At 66.8% G+C, this 21,162-nt stretch carries 16 protein-coding genes and 1 pseudogene; 5 read left to right on the forward strand and 12 right to left on the reverse strand.

Going from position 1 to position 21,162, the window contains the following annotated elements; genetic code table 11:
• Window positions 1–5 precede the first annotated feature (5 nt).
• From NO366_RS04190 to NO366_RS04225, 8 genes and pseudogenes are all read right to left on the reverse strand, one after another.
• Window positions 6–383 carry an ATP-binding protein gene (locus NO366_RS04190; RefSeq protein ID WP_256533068.1) on the reverse strand — a complete coding sequence of 126 codons (378 nt, stop codon included), beginning with the start codon at window positions 381–383 and terminating at the stop codon, window positions 6–8.
• Entirely contained in the window at window positions 380–1,819 is a 1,440-nt protein-coding gene (locus tag NO366_RS04195; RefSeq protein WP_256533069.1) for a histidine kinase N-terminal 7TM domain-containing protein, read from the reverse strand. Before NO366_RS04195 ends, NO366_RS04190 begins: the two co-directional genes overlap by 4 nt.
• Before the next feature lie 529 nt (window positions 1,820–2,348).
• A pseudogene (locus NO366_RS04200) lies at window positions 2,349–3,074 on the reverse strand (DUF5806 family protein); the annotation flags it as partial.
• A gap of 434 nt (window positions 3,075–3,508) precedes the next feature.
• The gene (locus tag NO366_RS04205) at window positions 3,509–4,126 is read right to left on the reverse strand and encodes a hypothetical protein (protein ID WP_256533070.1); all 618 of its coding nucleotides are present in this window, start codon (window positions 4,124–4,126) and stop codon (window positions 3,509–3,511) included.
• The gene (locus tag NO366_RS04210; protein WP_256533071.1) at window positions 4,119–6,107 is read right to left on the reverse strand and encodes a signal peptidase I; all 1,989 of its coding nucleotides are present in this window, start codon (window positions 6,105–6,107) and stop codon (window positions 4,119–4,121) included. The genes NO366_RS04205 and NO366_RS04210 overlap by 8 nt, the downstream gene beginning before the upstream one ends.
• Window positions 6,104–7,129, reverse strand: a complete 1,026-nt coding sequence (locus NO366_RS04215) for a hypothetical protein (RefSeq protein ID WP_256533072.1) — start codon at window positions 7,127–7,129, stop codon at window positions 6,104–6,106. The genes NO366_RS04210 and NO366_RS04215 overlap by 4 nt, the downstream gene beginning before the upstream one ends.
• Before the next feature lie 384 nt (window positions 7,130–7,513).
• Window positions 7,514–8,968 carry a vWA domain-containing protein gene (locus NO366_RS04220; protein WP_256533073.1) on the reverse strand — a complete coding sequence of 485 codons (1,455 nt, stop codon included), beginning with the start codon at window positions 8,966–8,968 and terminating at the stop codon, window positions 7,514–7,516.
• Between the two features lie 182 nt (window positions 8,969–9,150).
• Window positions 9,151–10,134 (reverse strand): SipW-dependent-type signal peptide-containing protein, encoded by a 984-nt coding sequence (locus NO366_RS04225; protein ID WP_256533074.1) that lies wholly within the window; start codon window positions 10,132–10,134, stop codon window positions 9,151–9,153.
• A gap of 412 nt (window positions 10,135–10,546) precedes the next feature.
• On the opposite strand from NO366_RS04225, the gene NO366_RS04230 reads away from it, so the two are divergent.
• Window positions 10,547–11,119 carry a DUF7344 domain-containing protein gene (locus NO366_RS04230; protein WP_256533075.1) on the forward strand — a complete coding sequence of 191 codons (573 nt, stop codon included), beginning with the start codon at window positions 10,547–10,549 and terminating at the stop codon, window positions 11,117–11,119.
• A 6-nt stretch (window positions 11,120–11,125) separates the two neighbouring features.
• Here the strand turns inward: NO366_RS04230 and NO366_RS04235 are convergent, their stop codons facing one another.
• Together NO366_RS04235 and NO366_RS04240 are read right to left on the reverse strand one after the other, a co-directional pair.
• Entirely contained in the window at window positions 11,126–13,114 is a 1,989-nt protein-coding gene (locus NO366_RS04235; protein WP_256533077.1) for a beta-propeller domain-containing protein, read from the reverse strand.
• A 218-nt stretch (window positions 13,115–13,332) separates the two neighbouring features.
• Window positions 13,333–13,734, reverse strand: coding sequence for a hypothetical protein (locus NO366_RS04240; protein WP_256533078.1), 402 nt, complete (start codon window positions 13,732–13,734; stop codon window positions 13,333–13,335).
• Window positions 13,735–13,979: 245 nt separating this feature from the next.
• On the opposite strand from NO366_RS04240, the gene NO366_RS04245 reads away from it, so the two are divergent.
• Window positions 13,980–15,116 carry a thiolase family protein gene (locus tag NO366_RS04245; protein WP_256533079.1) on the forward strand — a complete coding sequence of 379 codons (1,137 nt, stop codon included), beginning with the start codon at window positions 13,980–13,982 and terminating at the stop codon, window positions 15,114–15,116.
• Between the two features lie 276 nt (window positions 15,117–15,392).
• Here NO366_RS04245 and NO366_RS04250 read toward each other — a convergent pair whose 3' ends face one another.
• Complete coding sequence (locus NO366_RS04250) at window positions 15,393–16,937, reverse strand: ATP-binding protein (protein ID WP_256533080.1); 1,545 nt, start codon at window positions 16,935–16,937, stop codon at window positions 15,393–15,395.
• A 184-nt stretch (window positions 16,938–17,121) separates the two neighbouring features.
• On the opposite strand from NO366_RS04250, the gene NO366_RS04255 reads away from it, so the two are divergent.
• The 3 genes from NO366_RS04255 to NO366_RS04265 all read left to right on the forward strand — a co-directional run bounded on the left by NO366_RS04255 (window position 17,122) and on the right by NO366_RS04265 (window position 19,869).
• A complete protein-coding gene (locus NO366_RS04255; RefSeq protein ID WP_256533081.1) occupies window positions 17,122–17,454 on the forward strand; it encodes a hypothetical protein in 333 nt (110 codons plus the stop codon).
• A 111-nt stretch (window positions 17,455–17,565) separates the two neighbouring features.
• Window positions 17,566–18,528 (forward strand): hypothetical protein, encoded by a 963-nt coding sequence (locus NO366_RS04260; protein WP_256533082.1) that lies wholly within the window; start codon window positions 17,566–17,568, stop codon window positions 18,526–18,528.
• Window positions 18,529–18,615: 87 nt separating this feature from the next.
• Window positions 18,616–19,869 carry a Zn-dependent hydrolase gene (locus NO366_RS04265; RefSeq protein ID WP_256533083.1) on the forward strand — a complete coding sequence of 418 codons (1,254 nt, stop codon included), beginning with the start codon at window positions 18,616–18,618 and terminating at the stop codon, window positions 19,867–19,869.
• A 153-nt stretch (window positions 19,870–20,022) separates the two neighbouring features.
• On the opposite strand, the gene NO366_RS04270 is transcribed toward NO366_RS04265, so the two are convergent.
• Window positions 20,023–21,060 (reverse strand): hypothetical protein, encoded by a 1,038-nt coding sequence (locus NO366_RS04270; protein WP_256533084.1) that lies wholly within the window; start codon window positions 21,058–21,060, stop codon window positions 20,023–20,025.
• Window positions 21,061–21,162 lie beyond the last annotated feature (102 nt).

Here is a 21,162-nt window from a genome sequence, read left to right on the forward strand (position 1 = left end):
GTCGATCACCGACTGGCCGGCGATCCGGATGCCGTGGCGTCGCGCGGTATCTCCACCGTGACGGTCGTCCCATCGTCGCCCGTCTCGAAGGAGACGGTCACCGTCGCGTGTTCGGCGATCCAGTAGACGATCCAGAGCCCGATGCCGCTCCCGTGTTCGAGCGGCGTCTCTTCGCCGCGTTCGAGCACCTCGAGTTCGTGTTCCGGTATCCCGGGGCCGTTGTCGGAGACGGCGACGGTAACCGTGTCCGCCTCGATCGATCCCGATACCCGGACGAGCGGGGAAGTTCCGGGCGAGTCGTCCGATTGCTGCCGCGCGCCCGGTGTCTCCGTCCGCTCGTCTACCGGTTCCGACCCGCTCCCAGACGATGCATCCAGCGTCACTGATTACTGGACAGCCGACTGTGTTCGGCGGCGTTTTCGACCAGGTTCTCGAACGCGAAGGAGAGTGTGTCCGCCACCACGACGGCACAGTCGTCGGGGCAATCGAGGACGAACTCGACGGTCGGATACCGGCGCCGATACCGCTCGACGATCGACGTGAGGAGGGGCCTCAGTTCGGTTCGCCCTGCTGTCGTGTCGCTGGCGACGAGTCGTTCGATCGTCGCGGCTTTCTCGCTCGTTCGCGTCAGGTCATCGCTCCGATCGACGATGGCCCGAGCGAGCGTCTCGGTGTCAGAATCGGGGTCGTTCGCGATCGTCTCCGCGTAGCCGCGAATCACCGACAGTTCGTTCCGGATGTTGTGTCGGAGGACGCGCGAGAGTACCTGTCGGAGGAGATCGAGTTCCGCCTCTCGTTCGGTGAGGGCCCGCTCCCGACGCTTGAGTGGCGTGATGTCCCGAAGAACGAGGAGTTTCCCAGTGGGCCGCGCGTGTCGTGAGATCGTGTCGACGTCGAGATCGTAGTGTCGGTCACCGATAGTGAGTTCCGTCGATACTTCGGCGGTCGGCTCCGGGCCGTCGAACTGGGATCGAACGGCTGGCACGTCGGCGAAGAATTCACGGACGGACAGTCCAGTAACGTCGTCCACGCCGGCGATCCGGCGAGCGGCCGGATTCGAGTCGACGACTCGATCGTCGAGATCGAGCGTGACGATTCCGTCGTCGATCGCCTCCACGGTGTGATGGCGACCGACGAGGCCGAGCTGGAGGAGATCGATGCGAAACAGCGCCCACGCGTAGAAAAACACGCTGACGAGGACGGTTGCCGGAGCAATGGGAAAGGAAAGGCCGGGGAAGACGAACGCGCCGAGCGCGCCGAGCAACAACGGCGGCAAGCCCGCGCCGAGCAACACGATCCCCTGAAGGCGCCGAACGCCGTCGTCGATCAGTACCTCACGGACGATGAGAGCGAATCCGATGGCAGCGACGATCACGATGACGAGTACGTACCCGAAAAAGACCGGCCCTGGTGAGGCGACGTCGACGTTTCCTGGCATCTCACCGCCCCAGACGAGCCCGTGGTAGCGGTCCGTCAGCGCGAGCAATTGAACGGCGATCACCGGAAGGACGAACGGCCCGATAGTCCGTCGGGAGACGGTGAGAACACCGCTGTACTCCCCGGCGAGGACGAAGTAGCCGACGCCACCGAACGCCATGCCCAGGAAGAAAACGACCATCGACGCCAGTCGGCTCCAGTAAGCGCCAGACAGCGCAAGCGCCGCCACCGAGAACGACCACAGTGAGAGTCCGACGATCGTCATCAGCAACCCCCTCGACCCCGGTTTTTCCGGCCTTGAGGCGATATACGGGACGAACAACAGCGATAGGACACCACAGACGAGCGAGATTGCGACTGTCGTGATCGTCGGATAGTCCATCAGACTACGTTCGTAGCGCCGCTACGAGTGACATAAAGATACTGGCCATACTCCACGTACATTCGTCACCGGGTCGGCGCCGACAGCGTCGGTTCCCGACGGAACGGCGACTGCTCGCCTGGCGTCGTGAGTGGATCGTGTGGTCGGCCGGTGCACGATTCGGAGTTCGGCACGGACGAAGCCTGCGCTACTCGTCTGCGGTATCCGGGCGCGAACGCGTTCCGTCCGTGTCGTCGCCAGTGCCCTCCCGGTCCGTCGATCGCTCGTCGCCAGCAGCGTCGTCGCCAGTCACGCCCGCGTCGGGGTCAGAATCGGCGCCACCAGTCGCTTCGCGTCCGTCGTCGACGCCCTCGTCGCCTCCGTCAGTGTCGTCGTCGGCGTCGCGGTCGGATACGTCCTCGTCACCTGCGTCAATATCGCCGTCGGCATCGCGGTCGGGTACGTCCTCGTCACCTGCGTCAGTGTCGCCGTCGGCATCGCGGTCGGGTACGTCCTCGTCTCCATCGTCGGCACCGTCGTCGGCGTCCTGCTCCAGGTCCTCTCGCTCGCGCAGTTGTTTGCTCGCTTCGCGAACCTCCCGCATGACGCTCGAGATGCGCTCTTCGGCCTCGAGTTCGTCCTCGATGGAGAGGTCGACGCCCTCGACCTCCAGGAGGAACTTCGAGACCTCCGTCACCTCGTACATCACGTCGTCGAGTTCCTCGGCGGTGTAGAAGTCGCACATCGCGCCGTAGAGGAAGGTCGCGCCGGCTTTCCGGACCTTATCGTCGAACGACGAGCGTGCCTGGTTGACCGCCTGGGGCGTGTACGTGTCGGTCATGAAGGGGACGAGCTCCGGCAGGTTCTCGCCGATCTTGGTCATCTCGACGCCCGTCTCGGTGCGAAAGTCCGCACACAGGCGGGCGATCGCCCACTCCCGGGCAGTGATGTAGGTCCGATCGCGCAAGAACTCGTTCACCCGGTCGTACTGCGCGCCGTCCATCTTCGTGAAGCGGGCGTACTTCCGGACGTCCTCCGGGACGGATCGGTCGTCGGCGTCCGCAGTCGCCTCCGGATCCGGCACGCCGGGTGTCGGTCCGTCGGTATCGGTCGCCGCGTCGGGTCGGTCCCCGTCACTGTCGTCGCCGCTCGCTCCACCGTCGTCCGTCACCGTTCCGCTGTCCGTCGACCCCCGGTCTGGATCGTCACGGTCACCGCCGGCAGGGGTGGCGTTGCCGTCGTCGGTTTCGGGAGATGCGCCGTCTCGGCTGTCGATTCCGGACGAGGAATCGTCACGACTCTCGGTCCGGTTCCCTCCTCGCCCAGCGTCGCCGCCCTGATCGGGATCCGTCTCCGTCACCCGTGGCGAGGCGGTCGAGTCGTTCTCTTCGGCCGTCTGGCCTGTCGACGCGCCCTCGTCCTCCCGGTCGGTCGACGATCCGGCGTCGGTCTCGGTGTCGACTGGGGTACCATCGGGTGCGTCCGAAGCGTCCGCAGGCGGTCGGTCGGAATCGTCGCCTGCCTCGGCTCGGTCATCCATGGCGAGTCATTGCCAAACCGCCGAGATAAGACTGTCCCTCCGAGACGGTCACGGGCGCGAATCACGCACCGCACGCACAGATTGCGATCGGCCAGAACGGGCGGCGGCAGCCGACTGCGGCGTATCGATCGGTCGACCGCGCGACTCCGAAAACCGACGGAGCGATCGCCTCACGTCGTCGGACGAGCGACCGCCGAATCGGTCGACGAACCAGCGAGCGAAACGGTCGATTCAGGGCGTGAGGTCGTATATTCGTCGGATCCGGTCGCCGTCGACGATGGGCTTCTGCCCGATTCGATAGCCGACGGGGACGGACCGTCGCCCGATTCGGCGTCCACCGTCGTGTTACCACCCGTCTCGTCACCCGGGTCCGTCGTGTTACCACCCGTCTCGTCACCCGGGTCCGTCGTGTTACCACCCGTCTCGTCACCCGGATCCGTCGTGTTTCCACCCGTCTCGTCACCCGGATCCGTCGTGTTTCCACCCGTCTCGTCACCCGGATCCGTCGTGTTTCCACCCGTCTCGTCACCCGGATCCGTCGTGTTTCCACCCGTCTCGTCACCCGGATCCGTCGTGTTTCCACCCGTCTCGTTGCCTGGATCGTCGGGCGTCGTCGCGTTGTCACCGGGTGGGCCGGTCGGGGCGTCCGACGACGGCGGTACATCGGCCGAGATCTCGACCGGAACCGTCTCCTCGTCGGACAGGAGCGCGACGGTCGCCGAGCCGGACGCCACCGCCACCAGGACCGCGACGAGAACGCAACAGACGACGAGGAACCGGCTACGCATCCCGATCACCCGTGTTCGGCTCCGGCCGGTCCCCGGCCTCGGACCACCCGCCGTCGTGGGTCGGCGGCCCATCACGGGTCGTCGTGTCGGGGTGGTGTTCCTGGTCGCTATCCGGTCGGTCGGTTCCGTCGGACGCAACGTGTTTTCGTACCTGCGCAAACGCCGCCTGTCCATCGTTGAGCGCGCGACCGTCGAGCGCCGCCTCGGCGGCACGCAGGTCGACCGTTCCGGAACCGGAGTGGACCCCGCGCGCGAACGACGTCCGACCGGTACTCGATCCGGTCCCGTCTACCGGTTCGGAGCCGACCGCTTCGGTCCGTCCCGTGGCGGTAGCTGCGTTCCTCGACCGGCCGCGCCCGGAATCGGCTCCCAGCCCCCGATGTGGATCGGAATCCGCCCGCCGGCGATCGGCGTCGTCGGTCACCGGCCAGCGATCGGCGTCGTCGGTCGTCGGACGGGGTTCTCCGGTATCGATGGTCGACACGGGCTCCGTCCCATCGGCGACCGGTTCGGTGATCAGGTCCTCGACGGACCGTTCCCCCGACGACGGTTGGAGTGTCGTGGACGCTACGGACGCGTCTGCAATTCCGCTCCGGAGGCCGACGCCCGATTCGGCACGTCCCGTGTCACGGTGCGTGAGTGACTCGACCGATCGACCGCCGGCAGGTCCGGTGGCCGACACCCGAGGAGCCCGGTCGTCGGGGCGTCGGTGGGACCCCTTCGACGACGAGTCGTCTTGCTGCCGATGGCGTACGTACATCGTCCCCAGCAAGAAGAGCGCAGTCGCCACGCCGGCCGTCACGCCCATCGCCCACGGTTCGATCGTCCCGGCGGTCGCGTACTGATCGTAGACCACCCAGACGCAGTAGACCAAAAACGCGGCGAGGGCGACGAGGGCGAGTCCGAGGTCTGCTGGCCGTATCGTCATCCAGGCCTCCGACGCGACCTGGTCCGACGCTCCGGGGGCAGTCGATTCCGATGGCGCAGCGTCGCCCGATGCGACTGGTGGTTCCGACGGCGATGCGGCACCAGCCGCAGAGACGGCGGCCACGGCGCCCGGCCCGGTGCGAGGTGACGACTCGGTGATATCTGTGCGGCGCGTCGAGTCACCCTCCTGAGCGTCCCCGTCGGAGACGAGGTCGTACGCCTCGGAGAGGACGAGAGCGACGATCGGGACGACGACGAGGGCGACGAAGCCGACACGCGTCCCGACGATCGAGACGACGGTGCCGACGAACGGCAGGGTAAACGGCTGCCCGCCGATGGAGACGACCCGACCACGGACCTGTGAGGCCACCACGAGTTCCTGGTCCGGATCCTCGTTCGCGTCCCCTTTCGTCTCGTAGGCCAGTTCACCGTCCTGCTGGGTGACGTCCAGGACGCGATGTGTCGTCGGCGGGGTCGTCTCGGTCCGGTCGAACGTGATGATGTCGCCGTCGTCGATCGCCGCTGGATCGACCGAGTCGACCACGATGGCGTCGCCAGTCTCGATCGCCGGCTCCATACTCCCCGAGAGGACGACGTAACTCTGATCGGCGCCGACGACCTGTGGAACGGCGTAGATGACGAACGGGAGGACGATCGCGATCAGTACCAGGACGCCGACGGCGTGTCCAACCTGTCGCCACGAGAGATCGGCCACACGGGAGCGGACGGCGTCGACAGCGACCGATCTCGGGTCCCCATCTCGGGTGGCCCCGGATCGGCCCGCGAGCACCGACCCGGTTCGATCGACGAGCCGCCGCCCGACGTCGACCGCACGCTCCGAGATGGGCTCCCCCGATCGTCGCTCCTCGACCGTCGACCGTTGCGGGGGCGCGTCGGCGGAACGTACTCCGTCCCCGTCGGCGGACTGCGATCGGTTCACGGCATCGGGCTGCGATCGGTTCCCGCCGAGGGGTCGCGATCGCACATCGTCCGTCTCTCGCGAAGCGTGTTCCGCCGCGGTATCGGCCGGGGAGTCACCGTCCGACGGCGTCATGGAGCACCACCGCCCGTCGTCGGTGCCAGCAGCGGTCCGTCGGTCGCGCTCCCGTCGAACGCGTCGGGGTCGTCGTACGTGACGATCCCGGGACCACCTTTGACGTCGACGCGACAGAGGTCGGGCGGGGCGTCGCCGCTCGCCGTCCCCAGTTCGAATTCGATGCCGACCGCCTCGCCGCCGGTCTTCTCGACGACGTCGACCACGTGGAGCTGGTAGTCGGTCGGCGTACAGTCGTCGCCGTCGTCGAAGAGCGGGTACGTCCCGCGTTCGATCGCGTTCTCGTCGATCCCGTCGACGCCGCAGTAGCCCGATTCGAGTTCGAGTTTCCCGAGTCGCACCGCCGTCCCGTCGGCCGGATCGCAGGCGTACGGGACCAGGTAACTGATTCCGTGTCGGGTCGGACCGTCCGACGGTGGGTCCGCACACGAGGCTCCGGGAAACGGATTCGTCGGATCGGCTGTCCACCGACACTGTTCGGCGACGACCTGGAGGTCGAACGCGATCGAGTCTCGACCGGTGTAGCCGTCGGCGAGCGCCCACGCCACGGTGAGACACCGCCTGGCACCAGCGTCGAGACAGGCCGACAGTAACACGCCATCGGCGAGCGTCTCCGTGACCGAGCGAAGTGAACCGGACGCGATCACGTCGGCCGATCCGGACGAACAGTCACCGACCGAGACCGTCATCGAGAGGGCTTCGACCAGCGGCGACGCTGGCGGACACGTTCCGCCCAGCCAGAGCGTCGCGGGATTGTTCGTCTCGCCCGGGAGCGAGACCGAGAGCGTCTCGGTTCCGGACCGACGATCGGCGGTCGGTTCGATCACGAGTGAGACGGTCCCGTCTCCGGTCGCGGATCCACCGTCGACCTGTACGTCGAGCGTGCCAGCACCGACGTCGTTCGCGCCTGACTCCCGGTCGGACAGCAGCGCACCGGTACCCGTCCCCACGGCGGCTCCGGTCCCGCCAGCGATGACGAGACTCCGCAGTACTCGCCGTCGATTCACCCCGTCCCCGGTCATCCGCGTTCTCCGTACATATCCATCTCGGACGCCTCGTTCGATCGGTCGTCTCCACTCGGTCCCGCTCTGCTATCCCGTCCGGCGCCCGTCCATCCGACCCTCGTACGGTACTCGACGCGAGCCGTCGGATTCGTTCGCGCGCCGGGCCCGTCCCCCCATTCGACGCAAGATTGTTCGAATTATCACCCGTATACGGGTTATGTATTGAAATATTTTTCGTGTTAATTTTCCATATTTCGGTCCGAATCGTCCCTCCGTTGCTCTCGCTTCGATCGGTGGGTTGTCCCACGAAGTGCGGTTGGCGGCCTCGGCCGCCGACGAACCGGTCGAACAGGCGGCGAACACGCCGTCGAAGCGGTTTCGGGCCGGTACCGTCGGTGGGACTTACACGCCGGCGCCGTCGTTGTGTCGGGCCTGTTCGGCGTAGAACCCGACGTCGAACCCGACGGTATCGGACTGGACCTCGTTTCCGACGTCGATCGGAAGTTCCCAGCTGAGTCCAATGCAGTGGGTCTGGCCGGGCTGGAACGGCTCGCGGCCGTCGTCCACGCCGTCGTCCGCCGATCCGTTTTCGATCTCCGCGTAGTTCGTCTCGCGGTCGCCGTCTAACGGGATGCCGCTGTCCGTCGAGAGGAGCGACATCAGTTCGGCGAGCGAGCCCTCGAAGATGAGGCGTTCTCCGGCGATAACCTGGCCGATCTCTCCGAAGACCTCGATGAGTTCGTCCTCGTCGGCGGCCTCGAAGAAGTGGGCGTCCCAGGGGTCGCTGGCCATGGACTGGAGCGTGTACTCGTTCGCGTCACCGAAGGCGACCGTGAAGACCTCGGTCCCGGCGTCCTTGGCGAGATCGGCGGCGACGATCGGGTCGCCGGCCTGGTTGTGTTCGCCGTCGGACATCACGACCATGATCTTTCGCGCCCCGCTTCGGGCGTTCGCGCCGTTTTCCAGTTCGTCCTGTGCGGTCTCGACGCCGTCGGTGATGTGGGTCTGGCCGTTCGCCGAGAGGCCGTCGACCGCCGATTTGACGTCGGCGTGCGTGCTCGTCAACCCCTGATCGAGCGTCGCCGACGTGGAGTAGCTCACGAGGCCGACGTTGGCGACCGACTCGTCGAGTTCGTCGACCAGTCCCTTCGCCGCGTCGCGCATGCCGCCCATCGATCCCGCCATGGAGCCGGATCGGTCGAGGACGAGACAGACGTCGACCGGTTCGCCGGTGCCCTCCTGGTCCAGTTCGCAGTCGCAGTTCTCGTCGTACCAGACGCGCGTCTGGATGGCGTCCGCCAGTTCGCCCTCGCCCTCGCCACCCGTGTCGTCGACCTCGGACTCGGGATCGGTGAGGCCGTTGTCGTCGTTGACCGTCAACTCGCCGTCGAGCCAGACGTAGCTCGGGTTGTCACAGAGGTGCAGGCTCGTCGTGAGACAGCCCGAATCGCCGGGTTTGACGTCGGAGAGGTGGATCGGCGCGACTTCGTCGCCGTTGATCAGTTGTTCGCGCGCGTCCGGGGCGCAGAAGCCGTTCTCCAGGACGTACTCGTCCCAGTCCTCGATCTCCCCGGTGTCCGGAACCTCCTCCAGGAGGTAGTGACCGTCACCGAGGTCCTCGACGTCGTCGTAGCCCATCGCCTCGATCGCGTCGAGGCGACCCGGGCCGCCGTGGTAGGTGACCTGGTAGTCGAGCAAGAGGTCGAGCTCGCCGGCCGAGACCGTGTTGTCGTCGAACGATTCGCCGTCGCTGAAGTACGCCGTCGTCCCGAGTCCGGCACCGGCGCCGGCGGCACCGACCGCGGCGATACTTCCCAGAATCTTCCGTCTCGTCAGGTTTATTCCGTCGTTTGTCATGGTATCCCCTCCTGGGGACGCCCACCGGCGGAGTCGAACCGCCGGCACGCGGCGATCGTCCCGAACGGACGACCGATTCCGCGAACGCGCCAGCGTGGGTGGTGTTCGTCGAACGATGTATCGGTGCGAGACGGTCGGGCGCCGGCGTGACCGCACCGCGATCGGTCGCCAGCTCGACCGCGTTACCAGTACGGATCCGGAATCGGCAGTTCCGCCGGATCGTCCCACGGAATCTCGTCGACGCGCGGGCGCGTCGCCATCCCCGCGAACGGGTAGTCGTTGTGCCGCGCCTGCTCGGCGAGGAACTCCAGGTCGAAGCCGAGCTGGGCACCCTGCAGTTCGTTGCCGGCTTCCTCGGCGACGGAAATCTCGGCACAGACCGCGACGGCCGGGTAATCGGCGCCGTCGACTGGATTGCCGTCGCCGTCGTCTCCGATCAGGACGTAATCGGCGCGACCCTGGTCCAGATTGCCGTCCGCGCGATGGCCGACGCCGTCGTGCGAGCCGATCGGCACGCCGTCCTGGCGGGAGTTCTCCTCGTCCCAGAGGCTGGAGACGAAGTTGCCGAGGCCGCCGTCCCAGTCGTAGTCGCCGCCCTGGTCGGGTTCGTACGAGACGGTCTCTTTGAGCTTGTCACCGACGAGCTCGTCCTCCTCGACCTCGCAGACGTAGAGGTCCTTCTCCACCGTTACGTGCTCCGAGCCCAGCAGGGTCTCGAACTCGTCGTTCGAGTCGATATCGTGGATGTCGTCTGCGTCGACCACGCCCGCCTCGGCGCCCGTCTGGTTCGTCACCGAGTCCGAGGGGACGAACGCCCGCACGACGCCCGGGTTGTCGTAGACCCGGATACACCAGCAGAATCGGTAGGTGTCGCCCGGTTTCAGGTCGCCGATCTGGATGGGCGCGCCCACGAGCCCGCTGTCGCCGTCGGCTTCCCCGTACCAGTCGTCCTCGTCGGGACCCATCCCGTCCTGGTCGACGGCCCCGTCTAGGTCTAGCAGCTCGACGTCCATCGAGAACGTCCCCGCCTGGACCGAGTTGTCTTCGAACGTTTCGCCGTCGCTGAAGTACGCCGTCGTTCCCGCCCCGGCGGCAGCACCCGCGACGCCGATCGTCCCGAGTCCCGCGAGCACTTTCCGCCTGGAGAGGTCGTATCCGTCTGTCATGGTTTCGGTGTCCGCACCGCCGATGGCGGCCCGAACGTACCCACACCCTGAACGGGACCCCAGTTAGATAATCACCAAATCAGACAGTACTAACGAGATGTGGTGAGAAATATTCCCTCAATTGGCGTGAAAAATGACGCGTTCGACCGAGCGGCGTGAGCGGTACCCGATAGCAAGTGGCGTTTGGCCCCACGGAGTCGAACCGGCCGGTAGAGACTGCCACGCGGACCTCAAGGGTAGCCTGTAACAACAGATTCACTCGTTAGACGGTAAAATATCTCATTCAATCCGGATGCAGGTGGCAGTTTTACCAAAGGTAATAAAATATCAAGCGGTTTTATATTGATCTAAAAACCAGTACTGGACGAGGCGGACGGTCGCCGTCACCTCGCGGGACGAACGAGGGAGGGGAATGTTAGGGACACACCAGCAGACGAGTCGCATCGATCCGCAGGAGATTCACGACATCCTGCGCAACAGCCGTCGGCGTAACGTGATCAAACACCTCGAGAGTCAGCTCACGCCGGTCTCGGTGCGAGAGCTCTCCGAACGGATCGCCGAGATCGAGACCAGCGAGTCGCCGGCCCCGCGGAACGTCCGCGAGAGCGTCTACAACTCGCTCCACCAGACACACCTGCCGAAGCTCGACGCGGTCGGCGTGATCCGGTACGACGAGGACCGAAAGACGGTCGAACTGCGCGAACCGGCGAGACAGGTCGACGTCTACATGGAGGTCGTCACACGCTACGGGTTCACCTGGGCAGGGTACTATCGAACGCTCGGCGTCCTCGCACTGGTCACCATCGTCGCGACGACCGTCGAGGTCTCCCCGCTCTCGCCGGTCCCCACAGTCCTCTGTGCGAGCGCGTTCCTGCTCGTCTTCGCCGCCTCGACCGCGTACCAGCTCTGGACGCACCGGTGGTTCTACCTCCGGTCGCTGGTGGCGAACGTCTCGCCCGCGAGCGACGACCTCGGGAACGAGTGAGGAGTCTTACAGATCGACCCTGTTCTCGACCGTCCAGCTCCCACGGTCGAGGACGACGAGTTCGTCCTCACCGACGACGTAGAGGTAGTCCTCGATGTACATCGAGCGCACGCCCTGCCCGCCGATGTCGATCTCGGCTTCGCGCGTCAGGTCGCCGTCGGCGTAGGAGTAGACGTAGCTCGACTCTCCGGCCGGGACGAAGAACGCCCCGTTGTCGGCGTCGTGGAGGAACGCCCGGTGGTTCTGGACGGCCTCGGAGAAGCGCTCGTCGTCGAGTATCTCCGCGTCGAGTTCGTCGGGGGTCTCGCGATCGCTCACGTCGAACGTGGAGAGTTTGACGTTGCCGTCTTGTTCACCCACGCCGAGGACGAGGTCGCCGTCGTCGGCGAGGGGGTGGAGGTACGTCGAGAACCCGGGGATCTTGAGCTCGCCCTCCATGGCCGGCTCGTGCGGGTCGGAGAGGTCGAGCGTGTAGAACGGATCGATCTGACGGAAGGTGACGACGTAGCCCTCGTCGCCCGTAAAGCGGACGGCGTAGATCCGCTCGGTCTCGCCGAGTCCCTCGACGGAGCCCGTGACCTCGAGGGCGTCGTCGAGAACGTAGACGTCGTTCACCGAGTCGGCGCCGTGGAGACCCGGGATAGTCGTCGCGATCCGGAGGTGGCCCTCGTGTTCGTCGAGCGACCACTGGTTGAGCGGCGTCCCGGGTACCTCGCCGCTGTCGGTCACCGCGAGATCGCCCGACAGCGAGATCCGCGCGATGCCGGTTTTCGTCAGTTCGCGCTGGTTCGACGTGGCGTACTCGGCCATCCCAGTCTCCATGGTCTCGTACGCATCGCGGCGCGCGTCCTCGTCGAGACTCGCGACCCAGGACTCGACGATCTCGCGGAGTTCGACCGCCTTCGCCCGGTCCGAGATGTTCATCGCGTCCAGACGTTCCAGCCGGTCGATCGTCCCGGCGTCGAATCCGAGGTCGGCCGCGCCAGGACCCAGCAGGTAGCCCGAACGTACCTCGTACTCGGAGACAGAACGCGTGTACGTGAGGTAGACCGCGTTCTCCGAGACGTACGTCGCGGAGTCGTACGACGAGCCGACGACGCTGGTCTCCGACTCGAGCGAGCCGGTCGCCGGGTCGACGCGAGCGGCCGTATAGACGGCGTCTGCGTTCGTCCGAACGCCGGGACGGTACACCTCGGTACACGCGATCGCGTCGTCGCCGTAGCCGGCGATCGAACACGGCTCCCCGACGTCGGGCCGGTCGGCGAGTATCAGTAGCAGGTCGCCATCGACGAGTCGGGCGGTCTCCAGGTCGGCCTCGAGCGGTTCGTTCCAGACCTGGTCCGGGTTCGCGGGGTCGCTCACGTCGTAGCCCCAGATGCGATCGCCACCGAAGACGACGAGCGTGTCGTGTTCGGCGACCAGCAACAGTTCGCCTGAGGCGGGGATCGTCGCCACGGGGTCGGGCTTCGCCGGGTCGGCGAGGTCGAAGATGGTCGTCTCGCCCCCGGTCCGCTGGAACCGGTGGCCGGCGTAGTACGCCGACTTGCCGTCGGTCTTCAGCACGTCGGGTTCGTCGATACCGGCCTCCTGGACGTTCGTCCCGGAGACGTCGCGGGCGTCAGCACTACCCGATCGGTCTGCATCGGTCCCAGTGTAGCCCGCATCCCCGTTCCCACCGGCACTGTCCCCGCCGCCGTCGTCCCCGGCGGGGGCGGCCGACTCCTCCATCTCGACGGCGGCGCCGTCGAGCGAGACGGTCTGGGGCATCCAGCCACCGCCCCTCCGGTCGGCCGCTGCGAAGTACGATTCGAACTCGTCCGCGGAGTCGAACTGTTCGAGGGACGGCGTTCCGTCACCGGTCCAGTCGGCCGTCGAACCGCGGGCGGTCGTCGGATCCGGCGACTCGGAGAGGGCCACCGAAACCGCCCCGCCGACGGCCGCCCCGACGACCAGGGCGACGACTGCGACGACGAACGTCGGACGTTGTTGCACCATGCACTGGGCCACGGTCCTCGGCTACATGATAGCGGCGTAAGGTGAAAGACGGTTTTCACCGTTAGGCCGTGCGAAATACACCCGTCGGTGCGGAGAAACGGACCGTTTCGATTCCCAACGTATTCGGCCTGTTCCAGGCCGTCACGACCGATTACGGACGGGTCAGTGATCGAACGGCGTCGGTTCGGGCCGGAGCGAGACCGGCCGTCCCCCGGCACCTACCAGGCCCACCCGTCGTCGGGATCGACGGGCGAATCGGCATCGGGTCCCCACGCCCAGCCGTCAGCCGGAACCGGCTCGCCGTCGGTCGACCGCCACGCCCAGCCGTCCATCGGCCGTTCATCACTGCCCCGTGTCTCCCACGCCCAGCCGTCCATCGGCCGTTCATCACTGCCCCGTGTCTCCCACGCCCAGCCGTCCATCGGCCGTTCATCACTGCCCCGTGTCTCCCACGCCCAGCCATCCATCGGCCGTTCGTCGCCGCCTCGTGTCTCCCACGCCCAGCCGTCTTCTGGGGCGGTACGATCCTCGTGAGTGGGGACGTCGGACTGCGATTCGGTGGCAGTAACCGACGAAAAACCGGTCACTACTGCAAGGGTCGCGGCGGTCGCCCGGAGCACACCTCGTCGAGTCGAACTGGCAGGTTCGTGTCGAACCATGTGCCATGTCCCCACCCCACAAATATAGGTAACCACCATCAACGTCTTCGGCCGGCGTCGGACGATCACCCCAACGTCGAAACGATCACTCCTTCGGCCGGTTCGCGGGGGCGATCACCGCGTCGAGGATACCGGCGAGCGTGAACTCCACCCGCATTCCTGCCCGTTCTCGGCCATTTATATGGCTCTCGCCCGTTCGTCCGGCTATGCCACCGACGCCAGTCATCGCGAAGGCGGTCCGAACGCCGCAAGGGAAAGACGGCGGCGTGTTCGCCGACGTCCGGAGCGAGGATCTCTCGATTCCGTTGATCGACCACATCCTCGAGGAGACCGGGCTCACGGGCGAGGACGTCGACGACCTCATGTGGGGGGTCGCCGGCCAGCGGGACGAACAGGACAACAACCTGGCCCGGGTGCTCTCGCTCCTCTCGGACCTCGGCGAGGGCGTTCCGGGGACGACGATCAACCGCTGGTGTGCCTCCTCGATGCAGGCGGTGATGTCCGCGTCGGACGCGATCCGGGCGGACCAGCGCGACTGTATCATCGCCGGCGGCGTCGAGAACATGTCACGCGTCCCGATGCAGGGCGCCGACCGGGCGCTCCACCCGCGCCTCACCGAGGAGTACGTCATCACCGACCTGATGATGGGGATGACTGCCGAGGAAGTCGCCGAGCGCTACGATGTCTCCCGGGAAGCACAGGACGAGTACGCCGCGACGAGCCAGCAGCGCGCGGTCGAGGCCACCGAGGAGGGGCGCTTCGACGAGCAGATCGTCCCGATCGAGACCGAGGAGGGGACGATCACCGAGGACGAAGGACTACGCCCGGGCACCACGGCCGAGAAGCTGGCCGAACTCCCGCCGGTCTTCACCGGCGACGGCTCCGTCACCGCCGGTAACTCCTCACAGATCTCCGACGGTGCCGCCGCGCTCCTCGTCACGAGCGAGGCGTTCGCCGACGAACACGATCTGGAGGTCTTGGCCGAAGTCGGCGACAACAACGTCGCCGGCGTCGACCCGACGGTGATGGGCATCGGTCCCGTTCCCGCCACCCGCGGCCTCCTCGAACGAACCGGCCGCGACATCGACGACTACGACCTCGTCGAACTAAACGAGGCCTTCGCCAGCCAGACCGTCTACGCGCGCGACGAACTCGGTATCGACCCCGAGATCTACAACGTCAACGGCGGCGCCATCGCCATCGGCCACCCGCTCGGGGCGTCCGGCGCCCGCTTGCCGGTCACGCTGATCCACGAACTCGCCCGGCGCGGGGGCGGCCGCGGCCTCGCGACGCTCTGTGTCGGCTTCGGACAAGGTGCGGCGATCGACTTCGTGGTTCGGTGAGGTAGCCGGCACGGTCATCTGTTGGTCCAGATTTTGCGAGCGGCGAGCCGGTTGGTCGTGACCGACCGACTCGAGTGACGAGCGGGGAGGAACGACCCGCGAGTATCGAAGAGCGGGAGGCCGGCACGTAGTGGCGGTTACGCCGCCGAGCGAGACGAACGATGGTCGCGACAGGGTACAGCGATCGACATCGTGGGGCAGCCGAGGGGCGAGGACACGAGCGACCGGGTACGAGTAGCGGCACCTGCTCACCCGTGGTACGTCCCCCGCGGCCGGTCACACCGACTCGACGAGCGGTAGCGTCAGCGCCACGCGCGAGCCTTTCGCCGTGTTCTCGATCGACAGATCGCCGTCGCTGACGCGCATCAGGAACGACATGAGCCAGAACCCGACGCCGCTACCGTGAGCGAGCGGCTCCTCGGTGTGTTCTCGCACCGGCGTGATCTCGGCCGGCGGGATCCCCGCCCCCGTGTCCTCGACGACGATCGACGCGGTCTCGTCGGCCTCGTCCACCGCGGCAGAGACCGTCACCGACACGGGATCGTCGGTGTGGACGACGGCGTTCTCGACCGCGTTCGAGATCGCGATCGAGAGCTTCGGATGGGCGGTGACGAACCGATCGTCGGGGACCGATTCGACCGCGATCCGGGCGCCGGGGTGATCCGATTCGACGCGCTCGACGGCCTCGGCGACGACCGACGCGAGGCGGTGTCGCGTCGTCTCCCGGCTCTCCATCACGTCGTCGATCACCCGCGTCTTCTCCGCGTGCGCGAGCATCGTCTCGGCCACCTCGATCAGGCCCTCCGTCGCCGACTGCAACTGGTCGTCGTCGTACCGGCGCGCCCGCTCGCGGGCCGCCGTCGCGTGCCCCTTGATCACGGTGAACGAGTTCCGGAGATTGTGCCGGAGCACGCGACTGTACACCGCCTTGAGCGTCTCGAGTTCCGACGAGCGCTCGGCGAGTTCCCGCTCTCGCTCGATGCGACGCAATGCCTCCTCGCTGTGGGCGGCGACGATGGAGACGAGTTCGACGTCCGTCTCGTCGAACGCGTACGTCGACTCGGATGGCGTCTGGATGACGCCGTAGTCGCTGATCGGGACGAAGATGATCGATTTCCAGGGGTAGTCGTCCCGCATGACGGGGTGTTCGTCGCCGTCGTCGAGCCGGATCGCTTCGTCCCGTTCGTAGGCCCGGATGGCCAGAACGTCCTGCTCGTCGATCGTCGGTTCGATGTACCCGTCCGACGGAAATCCCGCCGATGCAGCGCCACGCACCAGTCGTCCATCCTCGATCAGCCCAACCATACATCGCTCCATGTTCAGGACGTCTTCGATCGCCGTGACGATGCGTTCACAGACCTCTCGGGCGTCGGTGCTCGCGTTGATCCGAATCGCCGCGTTGTGCAGCCCCTCTATCTGACGGCTGCGCGTCGCCAGCTCACGTTCCGTCTCGTCGCGTCGGGTGACGTCTCGCAACATCACCAGCACGCAGTCGTCTCCGGGTAGCGGTGCGATCGAACCGGTGGCCGACTTCGTGACGCCGGTCCCGGTGACGAAGTCGTACGATCGTTCGGGAACCGACTCGCCGGTGTCGACGACACGGTCGAAGCGAGATTTCGCTCGCGGTCGTTCTCGCGGCGGAAGGTACTCGAGGACGGACGTCCCGATCACCGACTCGACCCCGCTCGCCTCGACGGCGTCGACCCACCGACGATTGCAGTGACGAACCTCGAACGTCGAATCCACGATCGCGTTGGCGAACGGAGCGCCGTCGACTATTCGTTCGACGGCCTCGAACGACACGTCCCGGGAACCCGTCACTACCTACTGCCGGTGGTAGTCGGGGTAAAGTAGTTTCTGGCCGACGAACCCTGTGCACGCCCGATATTCACAGTGTGCACCTCGACCAGTGTGGACCTCGACCATCGCCACGGGCAGCCTGAGTGGGCGGCCCAGGGTCGTAGCCGGTGAGAAGGGTTTACCGACCACGGGTCGAACGAGGCGCATGGTCGATCCGCTGGTCGTCTTCCTGATCGCAGTCCCCGTCTGGATCCAGCTCCTGCTGGCTGCGTTCGTCCACTACGACGCGGGCGACATCGGGATGAACGCACGCAAGTGGGCGGCGATCGTCGGGGTGATCCCGATCGCCGGCCTCGCGGTCTACCTGCTCGCACGCAGCGAGCACTTCTACGATCCCGCGTCGGACCCGTACCGCGAACGCACGCACGAGATCCACCCGTCTAGGCGGGACGAGCCCCCAGATCCGGCCACCAACGGACGTCGAGCGGAGCCGGCGCGAGGGCCGAACGACGAACGCGACGACGGACCCGATCGGTAACGCCGGCGACGGCCGGCCGGCGCGGTTCTCGGCCACGACGCCAACCGAAACGGCAGATAGCGTCCGCCACGGCCGGGAGTTTCATCCGGTCGCCGGTCCGATCCGGGTACGATGGCCGAGTCCCTCACCTGGTCGTTCGACGCGACGACCAACCGGACGCTCCGGGTGCTCGGCTGGAGCCAGCTCGTCCTGGTCGACGCGTGGGTGCTGCTCGGAACCGGACTGCTCCTCGGTTCCGCCGTCGTCCCCGTCGAGATCGGGCCAGTCGCCGGGTTCGTCACGGTGCTCCTCGCGATCGGTCGGACGGCGGCGTGGCTCGACTCCGACGGCGTCTGGCTCGACGGCGTCGAGCGCGACCTCGCGACGATCGACAGTCAGCTCGACGCTCGGGCCCGATTCGAAGATCGACGACCGGCCGCGGACAGCGCCGTCGACGCACTCGTCGGAACGGTCCACGAGAGACGACGGGTACTGGCACCGATGGCCGCCGTCCTCGCCGGCGTCGGCGCGTACGCGGTCGGCTACGCGCTCGTCGGCACTGCGGTCGTCGCCGTGGCCGCGATCGCCGCCATCGGTGGCGGCCTCCTCGGGGTGCTGCTGGATCACGGACGCGCTCGCGGCGCGGTCGATCCCGACGTCGGACGGGTGACCTACCGCGGCCGGAGCCGGTCGCTGTCGTCGATCACGGGCCAGGTGACGATCCCCCTGGGCGCGATCACGCTGCTTCGTTGCCGGGGACCGGCCGGGCTCGACGAACCGACGTGGCTCGCCGTCCCGACGAACCGGCTCGCGGACGGGAAAACGGCCCTCACAACCGATCCGGACGGAACGGGCGCATTCGATGACGACGGTACACGGAGGGGTCGCTGGCAACACAGGTTCGGGCCGAGGCTGGCGCTTCTCGCGAGCGGCGTCTCGATCGTAGTACTCGTCGTCGCGTTCGGCCGAGCGACCGTTCGACCCACGCTCACCACCGGACTCGCCGCCGTCGCGGTGGTCGTGACCGTCGCCACGATCGTGCTGGCACTCGTGCTGGTGCTCGGCGGTCTTCGCGAACGGGCGCGTCGGCAGTGACGATGCCCGTTCGTCGCGGCCCGCGATCGGCGGCGTCTCGGCTGCCGTCGACCCAACGGTCAATGTGTCGGAGTGCGAAGTCCGCGTATGACCGTCGAACAGGACCGACTTCGGGCGGACATCGAGGCGAACGCGACGTTCGGAGCGGTCGAGACCGAAGCGGGGCACGGCCGGACGGTGTACGCGGGAACGGAGGCCAATCGACGGGCGCGAGACCGACTCGTCGAACGAATGGAAGACGCAGATCTCGACGTCGTCGTCGATCCTGTCGGGACTATTCTCGGCGTCTGGACGCCACCGACGGCGGATCCGGACGCCGCCCCAGTCGTCGCGGGCAGCCACCTCGATTCGGTGCCGCAGGGCGGCATCTTCGACGGCCCGCTCGGCGTCTACGCGGCCCTCGAGGCGGTCAGATCGCTGCAGGCGCGCGAGGTCGCCGTCGAGCGGCCGATCGGCGTCGTCTCGTTCACCGAGGAGGAGGGCGCCCGCTTCGGCGGCGGCATGCTCGGGTCCGCGGTCGCGACCGGACAGCGACGCGTCGAGGACGCGCTCGCGCTCGAAGACGACGAGGGGGTGACGCTCGCCGACGCCCTCGACGGGATCGGCTACCGCGGCGAGACGGCGATCGACGCGAGTGAGTGGGACGCCTTCCTCGAACTGCACGTCGAACAGGACACGCGCCTCGAGGCCGCGGACGTTCCCGCCGGGATCGTGACGACGATCACGGGCATCGCCCAGGCCGACGCACGGTTCGATGGGGAGGCGAACCACGCCGGGGCGACGCCCATGGACGCGCGCCGCGACGCCCTCGCCGCCGCCAGCGAGTTCGTCCTGGCAGTCGAGGAAGCGGGGCGGACCGAGGCCGACGCGGGCGACAACACGGCCGTCGCGACCGTAGGATCGGCCGCAGTGGCGCCCAACGGGACGAACGTCGTCCCCGGCGCGGTCGACCTGGGCGTCGACGTCCGCGACGTGGAGCGGGGGTCGATGGAACGCATCTTCGCACGACTCGACGACGCGCTCGACAGTATCGCCGACGAACGGCTCGTCGACACGTCCTTCGAACGCGTCCTCGACGTGGACCCAGCGCCGATGAGCGACCGCTGTCGAGACGCGCTCGAATCCGGTGCGGAGGCGGCGGGGGTCGAGACGATGGCGATGCACTCGGGTGCCGCACACGACGCGATGCGCGTCTCACGGGTGACCGACGCCGGAATGCTCTTTGCCCCCTCGCGCGACGGGCTCTCGCACAACCCGCGCGAGTGGACCGACTGGGCCGACTGCGCGGCGGCGACGCGGGTGCTAGAACGGGCGATTGGCGTCCTCGGCTCCGCGGAATAACGCACTCGTCACCGACCGACACGGAACGGGAGGCACGACAACTGCCGGTGGGCGATTGGCGCCCAAATCGACGAGCACAGTGCAGTCGCTGCGATGCGACGCCAGCAAAACGTCTGGACGACGGTACGCGGCCGATACGCACCAGTACCTACGTTAACACGTCACGGTCGATATTTCCCACGTGTGACTCTCCTCGTCGTACGGCATCCCCCCGCCGCCGATCCATTCGGCTTCGGCCGACAGCTGGACGATCGTCTGCTTGGACGAGCAATCTGCCCGGTCGGAGACGACGTGACTGCCGGGATGTAACCAGTGGGTACCGCCTCCGAGGCCGCCGATAATACCGCCTTGCGTCCAGGTGATCGTCGGTCCGTCGTTGTCCAGCGACTGGGTGATGCCGTTGTCGACGGTGAAGGACCACGACAACGGATCGAGTACGTCTCCGAGCGAGACGTCGAACGATCCGCTGCCGCTGGAGGTCGGTTCGGCAGTGTGGACGTCTTCGTCCCCTAGCTCGCTTACGTCCCAGTCGTGGGCGACCTCGAACTTCGAGGTCGCCATACTCTGTTCGGGTGCCGTCGCCGACCGGGATCGGAAACTGTTGTGCTCGTCGCCATCTTCTCGAATCCGATACCACTCGTAGTTGTTTATCACCGTCCCAAACGTACTGTCGGCGCTCGCCTGATTGTCCTTGACGAAGTTCCAGTCGCCACCGTAGTCCGTCTCCGATGCCAGTGGAGACACGTCGGCGATGGTTCCCTCGTCCTCGAAGGCGGCCCGTTTCATCTCGCCACGCGTATGCGCCTTCGCCTCCCGGTCCTTCGTCGCACCGCCGTAGAATTCGCTCAGGTGACCGCGGCCGTCGATCCTGGCGACGTACTCCACGATGCGGACGTCGTCTCCAAAAACGGGCCTGGACCGCGTATCGAGTACCGAATCGTCCGCGCGAGCGTGCGAACGAACGGTCCGCCCCAGTTCGTCCTGCGCTTCTTCGAACGTGATCGGACTACCGTACGAGCCTTCGAGTCGAACGACCGTGTGAGTGTCCGGCGTCGCGGTCCCTGGAATCGCTGCGCCGACCGCGAGCAGGGCCGCCGATCCCGATCCCCGAAGAAGGCTCCTGCGCGAAACGCCATCCGTCTCCACCGCATCAGTCGATTCGGCACCGCTCTGGTCATTTCTATCGACCATATCCAAGTCACAATATCATAGTATAAAAATATTACCGAAAGAGAGTATATTGAAGTGGCGACGGTTCGAGTACGAGAGTAGCTGACAGTAGCCGGGCGCAGT

The sequence above is a fragment of the Halovivax cerinus genome, assembly GCF_024498195.1.
Taxonomy (GTDB): domain Archaea; phylum Halobacteriota; class Halobacteria; order Halobacteriales; family Natrialbaceae; genus Halovivax; species Halovivax cerinus.

Bases quoted from the DNA above. Each gene is read 5' to 3' on its own strand.
- NO366_RS04195 (WP_256533069.1), bottom strand. From the start codon at position 1,819: ATGGACTATCCGACGATCACGACAGTCGCAATCTCGCTCGTCTGTGGT.
- NO366_RS04205 (WP_256533070.1), bottom strand. From the start codon at position 4,126: ATGCGTAGCCGGTTCCTCGTCGTCTGTTGCGTTCTCGTCGCGGTCCTG.
- NO366_RS04210 (WP_256533071.1), bottom strand. From the start codon at position 6,107: ATGACGCCGTCGGACGGTGACTCCCCGGCCGATACCGCGGCGGAACAC.
- NO366_RS04215 (WP_256533072.1), bottom strand. From the start codon at position 7,129: ATGACCGGGGACGGGGTGAATCGACGGCGAGTACTGCGGAGTCTCGTC.
- NO366_RS04220 (WP_256533073.1), bottom strand. From the start codon at position 8,968: ATGACAAACGACGGAATAAACCTGACGAGACGGAAGATTCTGGGAAGT.
- NO366_RS04225 (WP_256533074.1), bottom strand. From the start codon at position 10,134: ATGACAGACGGATACGACCTCTCCAGGCGGAAAGTGCTCGCGGGACTC.
- NO366_RS04230 (WP_256533075.1), top strand. From the start codon at position 10,547: ATGTTAGGGACACACCAGCAGACGAGTCGCATCGATCCGCAGGAGATT.
- NO366_RS04235 (WP_256533077.1), bottom strand. From the start codon at position 13,114: ATGGTGCAACAACGTCCGACGTTCGTCGTCGCAGTCGTCGCCCTGGTC.
- NO366_RS04245 (WP_256533079.1), top strand. From the start codon at position 13,980: ATGCCACCGACGCCAGTCATCGCGAAGGCGGTCCGAACGCCGCAAGGG.
- NO366_RS04255 (WP_256533081.1), top strand. From the start codon at position 17,122: ATGGTCGATCCGCTGGTCGTCTTCCTGATCGCAGTCCCCGTCTGGATC.
- NO366_RS04260 (WP_256533082.1), top strand. From the start codon at position 17,566: ATGGCCGAGTCCCTCACCTGGTCGTTCGACGCGACGACCAACCGGACG.
- NO366_RS04265 (WP_256533083.1), top strand. From the start codon at position 18,616: ATGACCGTCGAACAGGACCGACTTCGGGCGGACATCGAGGCGAACGCG.
- NO366_RS04270 (WP_256533084.1), bottom strand. From the start codon at position 21,060: ATGGTCGATAGAAATGACCAGAGCGGTGCCGAATCGACTGATGCGGTG.